The 19,203-nt window shown below is 60.7% G+C and carries 20 protein-coding genes; 7 read left to right on the top strand and 13 right to left on the bottom strand.

The window, feature by feature from the left end; genetic code table 11:
- Positions 1 to 171 precede the first annotated feature (171 nt).
- The 5 genes from otnC to AC3IT9_RS14315 form a co-directional block, all read right to left on the bottom strand.
- Positions 172 to 810, bottom strand: a complete 639-nt coding sequence (otnC, locus tag AC3IT9_RS14335) for a 3-oxo-tetronate 4-phosphate decarboxylase (RefSeq protein ID WP_423502866.1) — start codon at positions 808 to 810, stop codon at positions 172 to 174.
- 8 nt (positions 811 to 818) lie between these two features.
- Positions 819 to 2,117, bottom strand: coding sequence for a 3-oxo-tetronate kinase (otnK, locus tag AC3IT9_RS14330; protein ID WP_489273442.1), 1,299 nt, complete (start codon positions 2,115 to 2,117; stop codon positions 819 to 821).
- 10 nt (positions 2,118 to 2,127) lie between these two features.
- Positions 2,128 to 3,033 (bottom strand): L-threonate dehydrogenase, encoded by a 906-nt coding sequence (gene ltnD / locus AC3IT9_RS14325; protein WP_489273441.1) that lies wholly within the window; start codon positions 3,031 to 3,033, stop codon positions 2,128 to 2,130.
- The gene (locus tag AC3IT9_RS14320; RefSeq protein ID WP_489273440.1) at positions 3,026 to 3,193 is read right to left on the bottom strand and encodes a hypothetical protein; all 168 of its coding nucleotides are present in this window, start codon (positions 3,191 to 3,193) and stop codon (positions 3,026 to 3,028) included. The genes ltnD and AC3IT9_RS14320 overlap by 8 nt, the downstream gene beginning before the upstream one ends.
- Positions 3,194 to 3,266: 73 nt before the next feature.
- Positions 3,267 to 3,440 (bottom strand): hypothetical protein, encoded by a 174-nt coding sequence (locus AC3IT9_RS14315; protein WP_191633649.1) that lies wholly within the window; start codon positions 3,438 to 3,440, stop codon positions 3,267 to 3,269.
- Here AC3IT9_RS14315 and AC3IT9_RS14310 point away from each other — a divergent pair.
- The gene (locus AC3IT9_RS14310) at positions 3,439 to 3,684 is read left to right on the top strand and encodes a hypothetical protein (RefSeq protein WP_489273439.1); all 246 of its coding nucleotides are present in this window, start codon (positions 3,439 to 3,441) and stop codon (positions 3,682 to 3,684) included. The genes AC3IT9_RS14315 and AC3IT9_RS14310 overlap by 2 nt on opposite strands.
- A 48-nt stretch (positions 3,685 to 3,732) precedes the next feature.
- On the opposite strand, the gene AC3IT9_RS14305 is transcribed toward AC3IT9_RS14310, so the two are convergent.
- Positions 3,733 to 4,617, bottom strand: a complete 885-nt coding sequence (locus AC3IT9_RS14305) for a LysR family transcriptional regulator (protein WP_489273438.1) — start codon at positions 4,615 to 4,617, stop codon at positions 3,733 to 3,735.
- Positions 4,618 to 4,764: 147 nt separating this feature from the next.
- On the opposite strand from AC3IT9_RS14305, the gene AC3IT9_RS14300 reads away from it, so the two are divergent.
- The 3 genes from AC3IT9_RS14300 to AC3IT9_RS14290 all read left to right on the top strand — a co-directional run bounded on the left by AC3IT9_RS14300 (position 4,765) and on the right by AC3IT9_RS14290 (position 7,679).
- Complete coding sequence (locus tag AC3IT9_RS14300) at positions 4,765 to 5,865, top strand: alkene reductase (protein ID WP_489273437.1); 1,101 nt, start codon at positions 4,765 to 4,767, stop codon at positions 5,863 to 5,865.
- Between the two features lie 91 nt (positions 5,866 to 5,956).
- Positions 5,957 to 6,298, top strand: a complete 342-nt coding sequence (locus AC3IT9_RS14295; protein ID WP_489273517.1) for a nuclear transport factor 2 family protein — start codon at positions 5,957 to 5,959, stop codon at positions 6,296 to 6,298.
- Positions 6,299 to 6,506: 208 nt separating this feature from the next.
- Complete coding sequence (locus tag AC3IT9_RS14290; protein ID WP_489273516.1) at positions 6,507 to 7,679, top strand: acetyltransferase domain-containing protein; 1,173 nt, start codon at positions 6,507 to 6,509, stop codon at positions 7,677 to 7,679.
- A 211-nt stretch (positions 7,680 to 7,890) separates the two neighbouring features.
- On the opposite strand, the gene AC3IT9_RS14285 is transcribed toward AC3IT9_RS14290, so the two are convergent.
- The 7 genes from AC3IT9_RS14285 to AC3IT9_RS14255 form a co-directional block, all read right to left on the bottom strand.
- Positions 7,891 to 9,288 carry an LLM class flavin-dependent oxidoreductase gene (locus AC3IT9_RS14285; protein WP_489273436.1) on the bottom strand — a complete coding sequence of 466 codons (1,398 nt, stop codon included), beginning with the start codon at positions 9,286 to 9,288 and terminating at the stop codon, positions 7,891 to 7,893.
- 34 nt (positions 9,289 to 9,322) lie between these two features.
- Positions 9,323 to 10,168 (bottom strand): amino acid ABC transporter permease, encoded by an 846-nt coding sequence (locus AC3IT9_RS14280; RefSeq protein WP_150723859.1) that lies wholly within the window; start codon positions 10,166 to 10,168, stop codon positions 9,323 to 9,325.
- Positions 10,165 to 10,986, bottom strand: coding sequence for an ABC transporter substrate-binding protein (locus AC3IT9_RS14275; protein WP_150755351.1), 822 nt, complete (start codon positions 10,984 to 10,986; stop codon positions 10,165 to 10,167). The genes AC3IT9_RS14280 and AC3IT9_RS14275 overlap by 4 nt, the downstream gene beginning before the upstream one ends.
- A 190-nt stretch (positions 10,987 to 11,176) precedes the next feature.
- Positions 11,177 to 12,139 carry a DHH family phosphoesterase gene (locus AC3IT9_RS14270; RefSeq protein WP_489273435.1) on the bottom strand — a complete coding sequence of 321 codons (963 nt, stop codon included), beginning with the start codon at positions 12,137 to 12,139 and terminating at the stop codon, positions 11,177 to 11,179.
- A gap of 14 nt (positions 12,140 to 12,153) precedes the next feature.
- Positions 12,154 to 12,942, bottom strand: a complete 789-nt coding sequence (locus AC3IT9_RS14265; RefSeq protein ID WP_150758562.1) for an SDR family oxidoreductase — start codon at positions 12,940 to 12,942, stop codon at positions 12,154 to 12,156.
- A gap of 54 nt (positions 12,943 to 12,996) precedes the next feature.
- Complete coding sequence (locus AC3IT9_RS14260) at positions 12,997 to 14,166, bottom strand: sulfotransferase family protein (RefSeq protein ID WP_489273434.1); 1,170 nt, start codon at positions 14,164 to 14,166, stop codon at positions 12,997 to 12,999.
- Complete coding sequence (locus AC3IT9_RS14255; RefSeq protein WP_489273433.1) at positions 14,163 to 15,356, bottom strand: DUF1214 domain-containing protein; 1,194 nt, start codon at positions 15,354 to 15,356, stop codon at positions 14,163 to 14,165. The genes AC3IT9_RS14260 and AC3IT9_RS14255 overlap by 4 nt, the downstream gene beginning before the upstream one ends.
- Positions 15,357 to 15,488: 132 nt before the next feature.
- Here AC3IT9_RS14255 and AC3IT9_RS14250 point away from each other — a divergent pair, with 132 nt between their 5' ends.
- From AC3IT9_RS14250 to cysN, 3 genes are all read left to right on the top strand, one after another.
- Positions 15,489 to 15,959, top strand: a complete 471-nt coding sequence (locus AC3IT9_RS14250) for an SRPBCC domain-containing protein (RefSeq protein WP_150755262.1) — start codon at positions 15,489 to 15,491, stop codon at positions 15,957 to 15,959.
- Positions 15,960 to 16,026: 67 nt separating this feature from the next.
- Positions 16,027 to 16,968, top strand: a complete 942-nt coding sequence (cysD, locus tag AC3IT9_RS14245) for a sulfate adenylyltransferase subunit CysD (RefSeq protein ID WP_224789657.1) — start codon at positions 16,027 to 16,029, stop codon at positions 16,966 to 16,968.
- Positions 16,968 to 18,860, top strand: a complete 1,893-nt coding sequence (gene cysN / locus AC3IT9_RS14240; protein ID WP_489273432.1) for a sulfate adenylyltransferase subunit CysN — start codon at positions 16,968 to 16,970, stop codon at positions 18,858 to 18,860. Before cysD ends, cysN begins: the two co-directional genes overlap by 1 nt.
- Positions 18,861 to 19,203: the final 343 nt, after the last annotated feature.

The raw sequence follows: 19,203 nt of genomic DNA, 5'->3' as shown, positions 1-19,203 counted from the left end.
TGAACGAAAGGATTCTTCTGAAAATGCCACAGTGAAGGCGAGTCATGCCTGGAGTTCCTCTTGTTATTGTATTTTTAGGCAAGCCGGGGCCATCGAGAGTCGCTGAGCGTCTCCCGGACAGGGCCTGCGTTATCTATCTGTCATGTTCTATCGTGTTAAAAAATCAGCGCTCTACCAGTGCGCACCGAATGTCTCTCGCAGTTCGTCGAGCGCCACCTGATCCAGCGGTTCGGGCTTGGGATTGCTCATCAGCCAGAGCCGTGCGGTTTCCTCGAGCTCTTCCAGGGCATAGCTGGCCCTGGAGACCGAACTCTCCCAGACCACCGGGCCCAGCCGTTCGAGCATCACGCCGCGAACGCTATTGGCCAGCAGCGCGACCTGTTCGGCCACCTTCGGTGAGCCGGGTCGCTGGTAGGCGATCAACGGGATATGCCCGACTTTCATGACCTGATACGGCGTCAGCGGCGGCAGAATGTCGTTCGCCTGCCAGACACCTGCGAGCGTCAACGCCACCAGATGGGTGGAGTGGGTATGCACCACACCACCAACATTCGGGTTGCGGTCGTAGACCTGGCGATGCAACGCCAGGGTCTTTGAAGGCTTGTCACCGGACACCCATTCACCGGCCAGGTTGACCTTGGCGATGGTCGCCGGATCAAGACGTCCGAGGCACACATCCGTCGGCGTGATCAACCAGCCATCATCCAGTCGCGCGCTGATATTGCCGGCGCTGCCGACGGTATAACCGCGCTCATAAAGGCTGTGGCCAACCTCACAGATTTCTTCGCGCAGGGCGTTCTCGTTACTCATTGCGCAGCTCATTGTGCACCCCCGGCCTGGGCGAGTTGGTTCAAGGCTTTACTGAAGAAATCCCGGCCACCGAAGTTGCCCGATTTGAGTGCCAGCGCCAAAGGTTCCTCGGTACTGCTGACGGTCGCCGGTACACCCGGATCAATCTGCGCGCCGATCTGTAGCAACTGCACACCCAACGCCTGGACCACAGCACCCGAGGTTTCTCCGCCGGCGATCACGAAGCGGCGCACGCCGCTCTGGCGCAGGCCCTGTGCAATTTCGCCAAAGGCGTTTTCCACCAGGCTACCGGCCTGCTCGACGCCCAGTTGCTGTTGCACCAACTTGACCTCTTCCGGTGAGCTGGTGGCGTAGATCAATACGGTTTGCTCGTTATCACGGGCGAAGGCCAAGGCTTGCGCCACCACCGGTTCCCCCGCCGCCAAGGCCAACGGATCAATCCGCAAAGCCGGCCGACCGGCTTCGAGCCAGGCGGCCACTTGTCCATTGGTGGCGATCGAAGCGCTACCGGCCAACACCACTTCCCCGCCGCACACCACCGGAAGTTTCGAGGCGTCGAGATCGCGCAGTTTGCCGGCACGACGGAAATTTTCCGGCAGGCCCAGGGCCAGCCCCGAACCACCCGTCAACAGCGGCAGATCGGCGCAGGCCGTACCGAGTGTGTACAGATCGCTGTCCGACAAGGCATCGGCGATGGCCATGCCGACACCTTGAGCCTTCAGCTCGGCGATGCGCGCCCGTACCTGCTCAGCGCCACGGGCAATCGTGTCGTAGCGCAACAGACCGACATTCAGACGGGTCTGCGATTGCAGCACGCGAACCAGGTTGGCATCGGTCATCGGCGTCAACGGGTGGTTCTGCATGCCCGACTCGCTGAGCAGTTGATCTTGCACAAACAGGTGGCCGCGAAAGATCGTCCGGCCATTTTCCGGGAACGCCGGGCACGCAAGGGTAAAGTCGCTACCCAGTGCGGCCAGCAGCGCTTCGCTGACCTGGCCGATGTTGCCGGCCGCGGTGGAGTCGAACGTCGAGCAATACTTGAAAAAAATCTGCTCACAGCCTTGCTCGCGCAGCCAGGCCAGCGCGGCGAGGGACTGCTCGACTGCTTCGGCGACCGGCGTGGTACGCGACTTCAGGGCAATGACGATCGCATCGGCATCAAGCCCGGCAGCCACTTCCGCGCTCGGGATGCCAATGCTTTGCACGGTGCGCATACCGCCGCGTACCAGCATGTTGGCAAGGTCCGTGGCGCCGGTGAAATCGTCGGCGATGCAGCCCAGCAGCGGGCGTGCGGTGGAGGTAGTCATGGGGTGTTCCTCAAACAGGCTCAGGCTTGGCAGTCGGCAATTCGATGCCCGGGAAAATCTTGATCACCGCCGAGTCGTCCTCACGGCCGAAGCCGGCACTGGATGCCTGCATGAACATCTGGTGAGCGGTGGCCGACAGCGGCAACGGGAATTTGCTGGCCCGGGCGGTATCCAGCACCAGGCCCAGATCCTTGACAAAAATATCCACCGCGGACAACGGCGTGTAGTCAGCCTTGAGAATGTGCGGCACGCGGTTTTCGAACATCCAGGAGTTACCGGCGCTGTGGGTGATCACCTCATACAGCGCATCGGCATCGACCCCTTCACGCAGGCCCAGCGCCATGGCTTCGGCAGAGGCAGCAATATGTACCCCTGCCAGCAGTTGATTGATGATCTTGACCTTCGAACCCAGGCCATGGACGTCGCCCAGGCGATACACCTTGCCGGCCATGCCAGCGAGGATCGACTCAGCCTTGGCGTAGGCGTCGGCCGGGCCCGAGGTCATCATGGTCATCTCGCCAGCGGCAGCCTTGGCCGCGCCACCGGAAATCGGTGCATCCAGATACAGCAAGCCCAGCTCGGCCAGGCGCTGGCCCAGGTCCACGGCGTAGGTCGGAGCGACTGTGGCGCAGCCGATCACCAGGCTGCCCGGCCGCAGAGAGGCCACGGCACCACCCTCACCAAACAATACGGTCTCGGTCTGCTCGGCGTTGACCACCACAGTAATGATCACGTCACACTCAGCGGCCATGTGCGACGGTGACAGGCAAGCCACGCCGCCCTCCCCGGCGAACTGCTCTGTTACGGCAGTGCGCACATCACAGGCATGCACATTAAAACCGCTGCGCAACAACGAGCGGGCAATGCCCAGCCCCATCGCGCCCAGACCGACCACACCGACATTCTTGTTATTCATGGGGTACTCCAGAGAAAAGCAGCGACTGCTGCCGCGCCTGCAAGGCGCAGACGTTGGCCGCGTTGTGAATAAGGCAGCGATAGACAGAATCAGCACCACGCGGATAAACCAACTGAGGGGCGCTGTGATTCAGGACTTGAGTCGGGATCTCATCGAACATCAAGGCAATCCTGTTTTTGTCGTGTTATCAGGTTGTCATACCGGCTGATGAAGATCATCTACCAGTGATCAGATTATGTGAAGTATTTTTTACTAATAACATTTTTTAACACGCCTTTCGCCGCGCCGAAAGAAGAGATGCTGCTCTCCCGGCGGGACACCACCGAATCACGAGCCCGTTGAAGCCCTGGATCGGCCAACGTTGGCGCTGGCTTATCCCCCTTGGGGCGTTCGCTGAAAATCCGCATGGAAGTCTCCAGCTACGACGCGCTATGCCTGATGGTTCAGGCCGGCCTGGGCATTGGCATCACGCCCGAGGGGAGCGCGGCGATTTACAGAATGGAGGTGCGAAGGCGATCAGGCTGGAGAGCCATGGGCCTGCGGCGAACTCAGCGTGTGCGTGAGGTCGCGAGAGGCGTTGTCGGTCGCGGCGGGATTGTTCCTGGAGCACTTGCTCGAAAGGGAGTAAGCGATATCAGTTTCAATGGCTGAAGCATTACACCTAATCCGGTGTGCGCCTGAAGCTGCAGGCGTAAGCGATCAGATGCGCAAATGCGCACTCATGTAGTCAATGAAAACGCGCAACTTGGGCGAGGCATACCGGCTGGCTGGCCACAGCATCCAGAAGACGACTTGGCGGTCAATGTAGTCGTCCAGCACGGTGACCAGCTGGCCGCGTTCCAGCGCTTCGCGCACCAGGAAAGTCGGCAGAAAGGCAATGCCCCTGCCCTGGATTGCGGCGTAGGCAAGAGGCTCGATGGTGTTCGACGTCATCGTGGCGGGCAGCACCAGTTCAGCCTCGGAAGCTTCGAGCCGCAGCGGCCAACGCTCCAGCTTTCCGGTTGCGGGGAACTTGTGCTGCAGGCATGCATGGCGTTCCAGTTCACGCGGATACGCGGGTACGCCATGCCGCTTGAGATACGTCGGCGACGCCACCAGCACATGTGCGCAGGAACCCAGGCGGCGCGCAGTCAAGCGAGAATCGGTTTGCTCGCCGGTGCGAATCACCGCGTCGAACCCCTCCTCGATCACATCGACCATGCGGTCGCAAAAATCGATATCCAGTTCGACTTCCGGATACTGCTCCATGAAGCCGTCAAAGGCCGGCATCATCAGGTCGCCCAGTAGCGGAGTGCCCACGCGAAGTCGCCCCCGTGGACTGCCAGCCAGGCCTGACAGCTCGGACTCGGCAGCCGTGACCTCGCTGAGGATGCGGCGGCAGCGCTCAAGGAACAGGGTCCCCTCGGCCGTCAGCGTGATGCTGCGTGTACTGCGATGAAACAGTCGCACATGCAAGCGCTCCTCCATCCGCGCAATGGTTTTGCCCACGGTCGAGGATGACACCCCCAACTGGCGGGCGGACTCGGTAAAGCTGCGCGTTTCGGCAACCTGCACGAACATCGAGATGCCATTCAGACTTTCCATCACTTTTCCTGCCTGCTCCGATAGAACCCCACCAACAAGGCGGGATTACGGAAAAAACATCCGAAATGTTCGGCATCGCGGGATATTTTTCTCCGCGAATTTTACGCCTACATTGCGCCCATCCCACCACTGACAGGTATCGTTGTCATGTCCAAACTGCATACGAACATCCAGATAGGCCCATACCGGATTTCCCATCGCGTCGTTCTGGCGCCACTTACCCGTATGCGTGCCGAGCCGGGCGCCATCCCTGGCCAGTTGATGGCCGAGTACTACGCCCAGCGTACCACCGCCGGTGGCCTGCTGATTGGTGAAGCGACTATCGCCGCCGCCAATGGTAATGGCTACCTCGGTGCTCCCGGTCTGTATGACGACAGCCAGATCGCTGGCTGGAAGCTCGTGACCGATGCGGTTCATGCCAAAGGCGGCAAAATCTTTCTGCAGCTCTATCATGCGGGGCGCCAGTCCAATAGCCTCCTGCAGCCAGGCGGCGCCCAACCGGTGGCCCCTTCCGTCGTGGACCACGGCGGCCTCGCTTTCACCGAGACCGGCTGGACCCCCGGCTCCCCGGCGCGCGAACTGACCATGGCTGAAATCCGCGACCTGGTGGAGAGCTTTCGCGCCGCAGCCGAACGCGGTATCGCTGCCGGATTCGACGGTGTGGAGTTGCACTCAGCCAACGGCTACCTGTTCGATCAATTCCTCCAGGACGGCAGCAACAAACGTACGGATATCTACGGTGGCTCGTTCGAGAACCGCAGCCGGTTCCTGCTCGAAGCAGTAGAAGCGGTGATCTCCGTCTGGGGCAGCAATCGGGTGGCGGTGCGTCTGGGGCCGAGCGGCAATTTCGGCGACATGTCCGACAGCGACCCCATTGGCCTGTTCACCTATGTCGCACGCGAGCTGAACAAGCTGGACCTCGCCTATCTGCACCTGATCGAGCCACGCATCCTGGGTGTCGCCGAAGACGAGCGCCGGGACCAGAATCCGGTGGCGTCCCAACTCATCCGCCAGCACTACAAGGGCACCCTGATCGCGGCGGGCGGTTTCTCTGGTGAATCGGCCAACGCGATCCTCGAGGCCGGCGATGCAGACCTGGTCGCGTTCGGCCGCCACTTCATCGCCAACCCTGACTTGCCGGAGCGCCTGCGCAATGGCTGGCCGCTGAACCCGTACGACCGCGAGTCGTTCTTCGGTGGCACGGAAGTGGGTTACACGGACTATCCTTTCCATACCGAAGTTGCGTGATCATTTGCACCACTGGTAGCTGGGGTCATAGTGCCCCGGCTACTACCCCTTCAAAAAAAACACTCACCCAAGCACCGATTGCGCCAGCTGACTGCCCTGTTTCACCGTAGCTTCTGCCAGCGGACTCAAGGCGCTAACCCATGAAGGATCTTTTCTCCTACAGGCTTTTCACAAGGGTGACGCGACCAATCGCAAGGATCTGGCTGCGGCCGAACGCTTCTGGTCGCCCTCCTATATTCAGCACAGTGCCCATGTACCCCCGGGTCGCGAGGGTCTGTTCGAGCTGGTCGCCGCAGGAGCGCCCGATTTGCGTTACGAATGCCAACTGGCAGTCGCTGAAGACGACTTCGTCATGTTTATGATTCAGGACGAGGTGACGCGCGAAGGTTCCGCCGGCGGGTACCCGATGTTTGGGGATCAGTTCCCAGGCTGATGCTCCATTAAACAGTTCAAGGAGTTCAGGCCGAACTCAGGCGACGCTCGATTGCGGGACGCATTCCTTGAGTTGAAGGCGTCTCGGTAGACAGCTATCAACGCAATCAGGCGGTCGTTCTTGGCGGATATGTTATGTTATACCTTATACATATATATACTGTCAGTCGCCACTGGCAGAGCCATCCATTCCTTGCTTGCGACATTCGATGACAACTTCTACTCACATCCCACCCATCACACGCTTGAACCAACGCCTGCTGTCCATTGATGCCCTGAGGGGACTGGTAATCCTCCTGATGCTGCTGGATCACGTGCGCGAAACGTTCTTTTTGCACCGTCAGGTAACAGACCCGATGGACATCGGCTCCACTGAGCCGGCGCTATTTTTCAGCCGCACACTTGCCCATTTGTGTGCGCCGGTTTTCATACTGCTCACTGGACTTTCCGCTTGCCTGTATGGCCAAAAGCACCAGGGCAAGGGCGATGTGTCAGCCTTTTTATTCAAGCGCGGTCTGTTCCTGGTACTGCTGGAGTTCACCCTGGTGAATTTCGCCTGGACCTTTCAGTTCCCGCCTACGGCGATTTACATGCAAGTGATCTGGGCCATTGGCATCTGCATGATTGCCCTGGCCGGACTGGTCTGGTTACCCAGGTCCATGCTGTGCTGCCTGGGCCTGGTGATCGTGGCCGGGCACAACCTGCTGGATAATGTTCACTTCGCGGCAGGCTCGCCGATGCATATACCTTGGGCGATTCTGCATGATCGCGGCTGGATCGACTTCTCCGACAGCTTGCGTCTGCGCACCTCGTATCCTGTACTGCCGTGGATCGGTGTGATCGCCCTTGGATACAGTATCGGCCCCTGGTTTGCTGGCCAGGTTTTGGCCGCAGAGCGTCAACGTACCCTGCTGCTTGCAGGGGCCGGGACATTGATCGGATTTGTCGCACTGCGAGCCGTCAATGGTTATGGCGAGGCGCATTGGGTCGCCCATGAAGGCATCACGCAAACCCTCATGAGCTTCTTCAACATTACAAAATACCCACCCTCCCTGCTGTTCCTTTCGCTGACCTTGGGCATGGGCCTGTTACTGCTTCGTGCCCTGGAACGGGCTCAACAACGCAAGTGGGTCAATGCATTGGCAGTCTTTGGTGCGGCGCCGATGTTCTTCTACTTGCTCCACCTTTACGTACTCAAGGCGCTGTATCTGGTCAGCGTGGCGTTGTTCGGATTGAACCAGGGAATTTTTTTCGGTTTCGACGGCATTTGGGCTGTGTGGCTGACGGCGGTGCTCTTGGCTTTATCCCTGTATTTACCCGTGCGCTGGTTCGCGGCATTGAAGTCACGCCGTCGCGATATCGGATGGCTCAAATACTTCTGATCAGGACATTTGCCCACAAAAGGGGCCTCTGGAGAGAATGCCCGTCAGTTAAGTGTTTGAACACCGCAAACCTTGTGGGAGCGAGCTTGCTCGCGATGACAGTCGCACATTCAAAATCAATGTATCTGACAGTCCGCAATCGCGAGCAAGCTCGCTCCCACAGTGTCCCGGGCTTAACTGACTGGCATTAGCCTCTGGAGAGCCCCTTTTTTTAGACTGCCCCGTCCTGAAAACCTTTATCAAAGCGGAATGAAGCGCCGTAGGCCGAATCCGGTAAATGGTTAGCGCCATCGTCCCGTAACCGCGAACGGAAAGTACCGCTCTGTGGCTGGGTGCGATACAAACCACGTTTTTGCAGTTCAGGAATGACCAGTTCAACGAAGTCCTCAAGGCTGCCTGGGCTGATCAACGGGTTGAGCATGTAGCCGCTGGTGCCGGAAATACGGGCGTGCTCTTCGATCCGATCGGCCACTTGTTGCGGTGTTCCCACCAGAATCAGATCACTGCCCCGGGTGACGTTGGTAAAGCGCTGTTTGACATCGCCGGCGGTCAAGGGCTTGCCACTGCCATCGGGACGCATCACGTAGGAGGTCATTCCTTCGGTGTGAGTGGACAACGCGTCGCTGTCCGCATAGCGGCTGATGTCGATACCGGTATCACCGGCATAACTCACCAATTGCGCCTGTAAGTGATAGTTGCTTTGCAGCTCGTCATATTTGCGTTGAGCTTCGATCTCGGTCCTGGCCGTGACGATGCGCAGTACCGTCAGTGATTTAACATCTTCAGCGTGACGCCCCCGTGCCCTGGCCTGCGTCCATATATCTTCCAGTCCCTGGCGAATCTCCAGCGGGTTGGACTTGGCGATGAAAATCAGTTCGGCGTGCTTGGCCGCAAACTCGCGACCACGGCCTGACCAACCGGCCTGGATCAGCAAGGGTGTGCGTTGCGGTGACGGGGACGTCAAATGCGGCCCGGCCACCCGGTAGTGCTCGCCAACATGATTGATCGGTCGCACGCGATCGCCCTTGGCATAGACCTGGCGAGACTTGTCGGCCATCACGGCATCGTTTGCCCAGCTGCCTTCCCAGAGTTTGTAAACCACATCGAGAAACTCCTCTGCGCGTTCATAGCGATCATCGTGCTTGATCATCTGCTCCAGGCCGAAGTTGCGGGCGGCACTGGTCAGGTAGGAGGTGACGATGTTCCAGCCGACCCGGCCATTGGTCAGGTGGTCCAGCGTGCTGAAGCGCCGGGCATGGGTGAAAGGATGCTCGTAACTGGTGGTCACAGTGACGCCGAAGGCGAGGTTTTCCGTCACGGCGGCCAATGCCGGAATGATCATCAACGGATCGTTGGCCGGTGCTTCCACCGCCCACTTCATGGCCGCGTCGGCATTACCGCCAAACACATCGTAGAAGCCCAGCACATCACCAAAAAACAGCATGTCGAGATGAGCCTGGTCGGCGATGCGTGCCAGGTTCGACCAGTAGCCCAGCGAGTTGATGGTCAGTCGCTCGTCAGCCGGGTGCGTCCAGAGGCTCGGCGCGCCGCCACAGCCAACACTGGCTTGCTCGTATAACGCAAACAACAGAGGTTTTGGATCGGACATCGTAGTACCTGTAAAAAGTCATTAAACGGGAGGGTCAGCGCTGATGCTTGAAACCTTTGCCGTAGTGGCGTTCAAGACGGTTCTGTATCAACTCCAATCCAATGGACAGGAGCCAATAGATAACGGCTGCGGTGGTGAGCATTTCGATGTAGCGGTAGGACGAGCGACCGTACGACTGCGCCAGGAACATCACTTCCCAAACGCCCATCACCGATATCAACGAGGAGTCCTTGAGCATTGAAATGAACTGACTGGTTGTCGGGGGAATGATCGTGCGCATGGCTTGCGGCAAGATGATGTGCAGAAACGTTGCCGCAGGCCTCAGACCCAGGGCCATCGCCGCTTCGCGCTGCCCGGGTGCAACAGCCATGATGCCGGCACGAAAAATCTCGCTGAGGTAGGCACCATAGTTGAGCGAGAGCGCAATGATCCCCGCACTGATGGCGCCAGGAACAACACCCAACTGCGGTAGACCCAGGTAGATCAGCAGGATCTGGATCAGCAGCGGAGTACCTCGAAAAAAGGACGCATAGAAACTGGCAATGCCGAAAGCCACCGCACTGCGAGACAGGCGTGCCAGTGCCGTCACGAAGCCAAGGAGCAACGAAAGCCAGATCGAGCAGAAGCACAAGAACAGCGTCAGCGCGGCGCCTTGCAAGAAACCGTCAGGCCCCAAATGCAGGCCGACCAGGTTGGGCAGCTTCTGCAGAATGATTGAGAACTTCAGATCGAAGCTCATGAAAAACATGACGCACAGGCCGAACAGCACGGTCCAGGTCAAATACAGGCGAGAGCGAAAACCAAGTAGCTGGCTGAAACGACGCGTCTCGGTCTCGGAGGCGACAGCCGCCTTGGCCGGGTGTGGATTGAGGGCTGTCATTGGCTGATATCGGCACCGATCCACTTCTGTGAAATCTTGCTTAATGTGCCGTCGGCCTTGAGTTGGGTGACGACCTCAGTGACTTTGGCGTTCCATTGCGGATCGCCCTTTTCAATCGCGACCACGTTGGGCTCTGCATACAGCGTGTCGCCGGCAATTTTGAAGCGAGGATCCTGGGCGATGCGTTCGCGAGCGGTGATGAGGTTGGTGACCATGGCATCCAGACGCACGCCTGTGCCCAAGGCCAGATCCTGGAAGGCTACCGTTTCGTTGTCGTATGGCGCGACCTGGACGCTTTCGAATGGATAGCTCAACGGCTTGTCCTCGGCGCCCTCGATCACCAGATCCTTGTTCAGATAGGCTTCATAGGTCGACGCACTGATCACACCGACTTTTTTACCTGACAGATCCTTGCCCGTGACAATGTCCTGGTCTTTGGCATTCACCACGATCACGGCAGGTGACTGGTAATACTCCACCGGGAAGTCGAACACTTCGGCGCGTGCCTTGCTCGGGGTCATCGAGCAGACGCAGATGTCATATCGTCCGTTCCAGTGTCCGGCAGCGATGACATCCCAGGACGGTGTTTGCAGCTTCAGCTTCACCCCTAGCCGTTGCGCAACAGCCTTGGCGACATCGACGTCAAACCCGTCCAGTTGGTTCTGTTCATTGAGAAAGGAGAATGGCGGATAGCTTTCCATCAGAACGCCGGTCAGCTCCCCGCTCCTGGTTACGCGATCCAGAGTGGCGCCCGCGAAAGCCGTCGAGCAGGTAGCCAGTAATGCCAAGCCAAAAGGTAAAAGCGCCTTAGTGTTCACAGATAAGTGCTCCAATCGATTCAAAATACTGAATAGATTAAAACGCACTATAAAAATACTTTGTACTTCCTTTATGGAATATAAGACTGCATTCAAGCTATATTGGATCCAGCGGTCCAGGCGCTTGCACCGCTGACCCTTGGTGGCAAGCAACACCCCGACCGATCCGTTCGGGGGCGTTGCTCTTTGCTCAGCGATAGCAATCGAGCAGGCGTGCGGCGACTTCCTTCAACTGCGTGTCGGCCAGACGGTTGATCCCGGCAGCACGCTTGCGCCCGCCCCCCGTGGGAAACTGCCGGCAGAAGGCATCCGCCGCCAGCCCGGCCTCCTCCGGTACCCGCAGGCTGAACGCCCAGTCACCGTCCGCCCTGGCGCTGAGCAAGCCGATCGCCTTGCGCGGCGCACCGGCCGCCAGCTGGTTGGCCAGCACGCCGCTGACCCGCCGCGCCCAGGGTTGCGCGGGCAGGCGGTACAGCCGCGCGCCCCGGCCCTCGTGCCAGGGTTCAAGGCCGGCGGCAGCGGCCATGTCGGCGGCGTGGCCGATGCGCAGGGTGGTGAAGCTTGTGCTGTGGCGGATGAAGTCCAGCGGGTCGTGGTAAGGCAGCAGCTCGGCGGCCAGCGCCAGCGGCTCGAAGTGCAAGTCCGACAGGCTGTCACCATAGGCGTTGTAGTTGAGCAGCAGGCCCAGCTCCTCCAGGGCCTGCACCTCATCGTTGGCCAGGCCATGCTGCGTCGCCAGCGCCCGTGCCGGGCCGGTCAGGCCGTCACCAAAGGCGGCGGCCACCGCCCAGCGGTGATGACGCCCGTCCAGGTAGGTGTTGACCAGCAGGCTCGTGCACACCTGGGCGCCAGTGTCGATGAAGGACTCGAATGCCGGGTGCCGCGGCAGTTCGCCGGCAAAGTGGTGGTCGAAGTAGCGTACCCGGGCGCCGCCGTCGAGCAGGCGCCGGGTGGCCTCGCGGTTCTGCTCGTGGGCCACGTCCAGCACCGTGACCCGCTCGCCGGGCCCGGCGTGGACCCGGCACAACAGCTCGATGTCGCGCTTGACCCCGCTGACCAGACGCACCTGCGAATCCAGTTCACCAGCCAGGCGCAACTGCTGCAGGGCACAGAGGCCGTCTGCATCGCCATTGAAGGCACAGTGATCAATCATTTTTATCTCCACTGTCAGTGCATCACTTCGCCGCCGTTGGCATCGAGTTGCGCGCCATTGATCGCACTGGCGTAGTCCGAAGCCAGAAACAACGCAGCGCGGGCGCACTCCTCGTCGCTGCGCATGCGCCCGCCGGGGATGCCGGCACTGAACTCGGCACGCACCTGTTCTTCGCTGACACCCCGGGCGGCAGCCGTCTGGCGTACCAGGGCCTGCACCGGCTCGCCCCACATCCAGCCACAGGCCAGAGCGTTGACCCGCAGACCGTGGGCCGCCTGCTCGCTGGCCAGGTAGCGCACGCTGGCCGCCAGGGCGCTTTTCGACGCGGCATAGGCCGCCCCACCCTGATACGGCTTGCGCACGCCCAGGGTGTTGATCATGACGATCGCCCCCGCGCCCTGCGCGCGCATTGGCGCCAGCACCGCGCGGCTCATGTTCAGCGAGCCCAGCAGGTTGACCTCCAGCGCCTCGCGCAGCAGGTCGTTGTCCGCCTCGTCCACCGCCTGGAAACCGCCATGGGAAAAGGCGCTGTTGATCAGCGCATCGATACGGCCGAATTGCTCGAGGGTGGCTTCGGCGAAACGCTTGCAGGCCTGCACATCGGTGATGTCGGTGGCCACGCACAGCACTTGGCAATGCCCGGCGACGGCCTTGATGCGCTGTTGCGCCTCAAGCAGGCGGCCCATGTCGCGGGCACCGATGGCCACGGCCCGCGCCCCTTCGCGCGCGGCCTCCAGGGCCAGTTTGATACCCAGCCCGGGGCCGATGCCCGATACCATCACGACTTTATCTTTCAATAGCATGAGTGAATCCTTTTATTGTTATGGGCGATTTGCAGCGCCTGACCAGCACAGGTGTCAGGCTGGAATATGCCGGGCTCGATATTGCGCGTAGTCGCGTTGCAACATCTCTTCGCTGAGGCCGAACTGGCCCGGGTTGTAGTGATGAACAGCACGTTTTTCACGGCCGTTTTCCGCCAGCCAACGCCCCATGGCGATCTCGACCTGCGGTGTCTGCTCGAGGCCGGCAAAACGATAGATACGCTCGACTACGGCTTGCGGTGCGGCCAGCGTGTCCTCGAAGTGCACATCGAGGAAGCGTTCGGAAGGCATGCGTTCGCGGACCGCCATGGTGTGGCGCAGAGCACGTGCCATACGCCGGTTCCACTGTTCGCCAACGGCTTCGGCATCGGCCTCGTCGCTGTAGAGCATCCAGAGGGTATGGATAAAACTGGCCAGGGACGGAATGGTCTTGGCCGGTTCACGGTGAGTGAGGATCACCTGCGCTTTCGGGAAAACCTCGAACAGCAGTTCCAGGGTATGCAAGTGCTGGGGACTCTTGAGCAACCAGCGACGGCCAGGCTCGATGCCACGACGTGCTTGCTGCCATTGCAGGAATTGCAGGGTTCGCTTGAGGTACTGATAAACCTGGGTCTGGTCCTGGCGATCAAGCCACGAGGTATAGCTCGGCACGTTGACATAGGAGTCCATGGCGCACAGGAACGAGTGCTCCATGAGCATGAATTCTTCGTCGGGCTGCTCTGCATCAAGGGGGTGAATGGCGAGTAACTGCGGGAGGAACTCGATCATCCCCGCCACTTCGGCACGTGCCCGGGCAATACGCAGCAGTGGCTGTTCCAGGGTTTCACCCGGCAATGGCGCGGGGTAACGGGTCTCCCACCATTGCGCCTTGCTGAACTGCGGGTCCACCGCCAGGGTGCGTTGCAGCAGCGTGGTGCCGGTGCGTGGCAGACCGACGATCACCAGTGGGTCATCGATTACCTGTTCGAGGATTTGCGGGTAACGCCGACAGTGATCCTCGATGATCAGACGGTTGACCAGTTGCGCCAGCAGCTTTTCACGCAAGAGTCCGCGCCCCGACGGTGATAGCCGCGCTTCTTTCTCCAGGGCGTCAGCCAGTACTACCAGGCCCTGGCGAAAATCGCCCGGGCCGAAATCGTCGAGGCCGCCCGCACGTGCGCAGGCTTCAGCCAGCAAGGCATCCAGGGCAAAGTCATTGGCACTCATCGCACGAGCTCCTTCAGATCATTGAGTTTGACCACCCGCGTCGTCGGCTGCACCGGCTGCTTTGCTCCCACCCATCGCAGGCACAGGGTGCCATGCGGATGGCTGGCGGTTTCCAGCCAGTTCGCCAGACCGGGGTCAACGGCGCAGAGGATCATGCGCAAGCGGCCATCCGCCTCCAGCTGCGCCGACTGTTTGTTCAGACAGATGCGGTGGTAGCGGTAGTCGAGCGACTCCATCCAGTAGTTGTTGATCTGCACATTCCAGAAATCGCAGTCGGGCACCTGATCGACCTCGATCAGCAATGCCTCGTCATCCGCCAGCGCCCAGAAAGAGTGGTAATAGAAAATGTTCGGGTCGCCCCCCACCGACTGGCACAGTGCCTGGTCGGCGGCGGGCAGTTGATTGGTGTGTTCCTGGTAACCCTGAGCCCAGTCGGCGAATAACCGGGCGGTGTTCTCGACGAAACTGCCCACCCGCTGCAGGCTTTGTTGCAAGCGCGGCGCATCCAGCGGTTCGGGTGTCTGGCGGGCATTCAGACGTTCAATACGCAGTTGCGCCGGCTGCTCGCTGCTACGATCCAGAAAGGTTTGGCGGACAATCAGGGCATTGCTCTGCGGTTCAAGCCGCAGCCAGTTACCGATGCCAGGCGGCTGCTGGCTGAGGATGATTTCGAAGTTGCCTTCGGCATCCGACTGCAACATTCCGGCATCGAGAAAGCCGGTCTGGATCATCTTGCCATCTGTCTCATAGCCCCCCTTCTGGGAGCCGAAACTGAGGTAGGCAACACTGCCGCGCTGGCCGCTGACCCGATACTCGTGCGCGCCGTTGAGGCGCGCATAGCTATACAAATTATCGGGGTTGTCAGCGCCAATTTTCGCCGTTTCATGGGAGGGGGTGATGAAGCCCGGGAAGTCCGGATCAGCAAATTCCAGGTGCATTTCCAGCGCAATGCGCAGCAACCGCGTGAGATAGCGAAAACCTTCGGCGCGGGTCTGCACATCGGCCGGAGCCTCGGCGCGCAATATTTGCTCGCCGCTACGTCGCAGTTGCTCGCAGAAGAGGTTCCAGCTTTCGCCGCTGAGTACCTCCTGATCGATCCTGTCTGTAACCATGTCGGTCTCCTCTGTTGGCGGAAAGTCCGCCGCTGCCAGTGACCTTAGGGAGGACCCGCTTGCCGATTCTTCGTCCAAGCGGACTAAATCGCCGGTTAGTCCGCACGGACGAGGAGCCGCCCACCGTGAGCGGCGAGGATCGCGCCTGAGCCCTTGGCTTACTCCCCACCGCAGTTTCGTGGCGCGGAGTCATCCTCAGAGGAGTTACCCATGACCGCAGAGAAAAACCTGGTCCGTTCAGTGACCGTGGACATCGCCGCACCGGCCGAATTTGTCTGGTCGGTACTGATCGACCTGGTGCGTTATCCGCAGTGGAACCCCTACACCGTCAAGATCGAGTCCAGCTTGCGATTGGGCGAACCGGTCAATCTGTTTCTGCCCAATCCGGGGCGGCCAGGTGAATTGCTGCACGTGATCGAGTACCTGGCGGACTTCGAACCCCACCGGCTGCTCGCCTGGGAGATGTATGCCAACGCCGACAATCCCGACGCTGCCCGTCGCGAGCAGCACATCGAGCACACCGGCGCGGCCCGTTGCTGCTACCACACCACCGACCAGTTCCTCGGCGCCACCGCCGACCAGGTCATGACCGATCATGGCGCCTGGGTCAAACAAGGGTTCGATGCCGTTGCCCACGCCCTGAAGATCCGTGCCGAGACGCTGTACGCGTCCGTCGCGTGACCTTCAACTGCCGGCGCCTCTTCGTCCGAGCAGACGAAGAAGCGCCGGCGGTGCTTTACCTACCGTGGTGTTCAGCCGGCGCCAATCCCGGCAGAACACGAGGAGGTATCCGATGTTGACTCATCTGCAATGGCTGGAAGCGGAAAGCATCCAGATCATCCGCGAAGTGGTGGCCGAGTGTGAAAACCCGGTGATGCTCTACTCCATCGGCAAGGACAGCGCGGTCATGCTGCACCTGGCGATGAAAGCCTTCGCCCCGGGCAAGCCGCCCTTCCCCCTGCTGCACGTGGACACCACCTGGAAGTTTCGCGAAATGATCGCCTTTCGCGACCAGACCGCCGAACGCCTGGGCCTGGAGCTGCTGGTGCACATCAACCCCGAAGGCGTGGAAAAGGCCATCGACCCCTTCATCCACGGCTCGGCCTTGCACACCGATGTGTGGAAGACCCAGGGCCTTAAGCAGGCCCTGGACCACTACGGTTTCGATGCCGCATTCGGCGGCGCCCGGCGCGACGAAGAAAAGTCTCGGGCCAAGGAGCGGGTGTTTTCGCTGCGCTCCGAGCAGCACCGCTGGGACCCCAAGCAGCAGCGCCCGGAGCTCTGGCGCCTGTACAACACCCGCAAGCGCAAGGGTGAAAGCCTGCGGGTGTTCCCGCTGTCGAACTGGACCGAGCTGGATATCTGGCAATACATCTACCTGGAACAGATCCCCATCGTGCCCTTGTACTTCGCCAAGGAGCGCCCGGTGGTGCGCCGTGACGGCACGCTGATCATGGTCGATGACGAGCGCTTGCCGTTGCGGCCCGGAGAAACCCCGGAACTGCGCAAGGTGCGCTTCCGCACCCTGGGCTGCTACCCGCTGACCGGCGCCATCGACAGTGACGCCGACAATCTGCCGGCGATCATCAGCGAGATGCTGGTCAGCCGCACCTCGGAACGCCAGGGCCGCCTGATCGACAGCGACTCGGCGGGCTCCATGGAGAAGAAGAAACAAGAGGGGTATTTCTGATGAACGCGATCACCGATGCACGCAATGACGACCTGACGCCCTACCTGCAACAACAGCAGAACAAGCAGCTGCTGCGCTTCATCACCTGTGGCAGTGTCGACGACGGCAAAAGCACCCTGATCGGCCGCCTGCTGTATGAGTCCAAGGCGCTGTTCGAGGACCAGCTTGGACAGCTCGAAGCCGACTCGAAAAAACTCGGCACCCAGGGTGACGAACTGGATTTCGCCCTGCTGGTCGACGGCCTGAGCGCCGAGCGCGAGCAAGGCATCACCATCGATGTGGCTTACCGCTTCTTTGCCACCGACAAGCGCAAGTTCATCGTCGCCGACACCCCCGGCCACGAACAGTACACCCGCAACATGGTCACTGGCGCCTCGACCGCGGACCTCGCGGTGATCCTCATCGATGCTCGCCAGGGCCTGTTGACGCAGACCCGTCGGCACAGTTACCTGGTGTCGCTGCTGGGCATTCGCAAGGTCGTTGTCGCCATCAACAAGCTGGACCTGGTGGGCTTTTCACAAGCGGTGTTCGAACGCATTGAAACCGACTATCGCGCGTTCGCCGCGCAGATCGGCCTGCAGGATATCCAGTGCATTCCACTCTCAGCGCTACGTGGCGACAACATGCTCGAAGCCAGTGCGAACACTCCCTGGTATCAGGGGCCGACCCTGCTCCAGCATCTGGAGAACGTCCCTCTGGAGCAGGCTCGACAAGTCGAGGCAGCGTTCCGCCTGCCCGTACAGTGGGTAAACCGTCCCAATCTGGATTTTCGTGGCTACTGCGGCAACGTTGTCGCAGGCAGCGTCAACGTGGGTGACCGCATTCGGGTGCTGCCATCAGGGCAACAGAGTAAGGTCACCGCGATCTTCGGTAGTGCCGGGGAACAGCAACAAGCCCTGTGCAACCAGGCTGTCACCCTCGTTCTCAAGGATGACATCGATATCAGCCGTGGCGACTTGATTGCTCTGGCCGACGCACCACCGGCAGTGGCCGACCAGTTCGAGGCGACTCTGGTGTGGATGGACGAGGAGCCGATGTTGCCCGGGCGTCCTTACTTGATGAAGATCGGTTGCCGCACCGTCGGCATGAGTTGCGCCAACCTCAAGCACCGGGTCGATGTGAATAGCCTCGAGCACCTGGCGGCCAAGACCCTGGAACTGAATGGCATTGGCGTATGCAACCTGCATCTGGACCGTCCGATCGCCTTCGATGCCTATGCCGACAACCGCGATACCGGGGGTTTTATCGTCATCGACCGTTTAAGCAATCGCACGGTCGGTGCCGGCATGCTGCACTTCGCCTTGCGCCGTGCGCAGAACGTGCACTGGCAGGCCATCGACGTCAACCGCGAGGCCCACGCCGCGCTCAAGGGCCAGTCGCCGCGGGTGCTGTGGTTTACCGGTTTGTCCGGCGCGGGCAAATCGACCATCGCCAACCTGGTCGAGCGCAAGCTGCATGCCCTGGGCCGGCACACTTATCTGCTCGATGGCGACAACGTGCGCCACGGCCTGAACCGCGACCTGGGCTTCACCGAAGCCGACCGGGTGGAAAACATCCGTCGGGTCTCGGAGGTGGCCAGGCTGATGCTCGATGCCGGGCTGATCACCCTGGTCTCGTTCATCTCGCCGTTCCGTGCCGAGCGTGACATGGCCCGCAGCCTGGCCGGCGACGGCAACTTCCTCGAGATCTTCATCGATGCGCCGCTGGCCCTGGCCGAGCAGCGCGACCCCAAGGGCCTGTACCTCAAAGCCCGGCGCGGTGAGCTGAAGAACTTCACCGGCATCGACTCGCCCTACGAGCCGCCGGTGGCGTCGGACATCCATATCGACACCCAGCACGAGTCTGCCGAGGCCGCCGCCGAACGCATCGTCCAGGCCCTGCTGGCGCTGTAACGGCTACCGGGCGCAGCCTTGCCCCTTGGGTATGCGCTGCGCCCGTCAGTGCCTAGGGGGCGTTCTCAATTAGTTTCCCTACCGCGCCGGGTCTGCTGTTGTGCAGGGCAAGGCGCGAGAAGCGCAGTTTGGTCATTCCAAATCAGCTTCGAGCAACACAGCCCTGCACAACAGCAGGCCCGGCCCTTCGGGTTGTGCCTTAAAGCTGGCCATGCTGCGTTGCAGGCCTTGGAAAGGGAACAACCATTCCCGGCGGCCTACGCCTTGCCTGGCCAGCTTTAAGGCGACAACGCGGTAGGGAAACTAATTGAGAACGCCCCCTAGGCCAAACGGACGATTTTGC

The sequence above is a fragment of the Pseudomonas sp. KH_046_1 genome (assembly GCF_057839025.1).
This window is presented reverse-complemented; position numbering and strand designations above follow the sequence as displayed.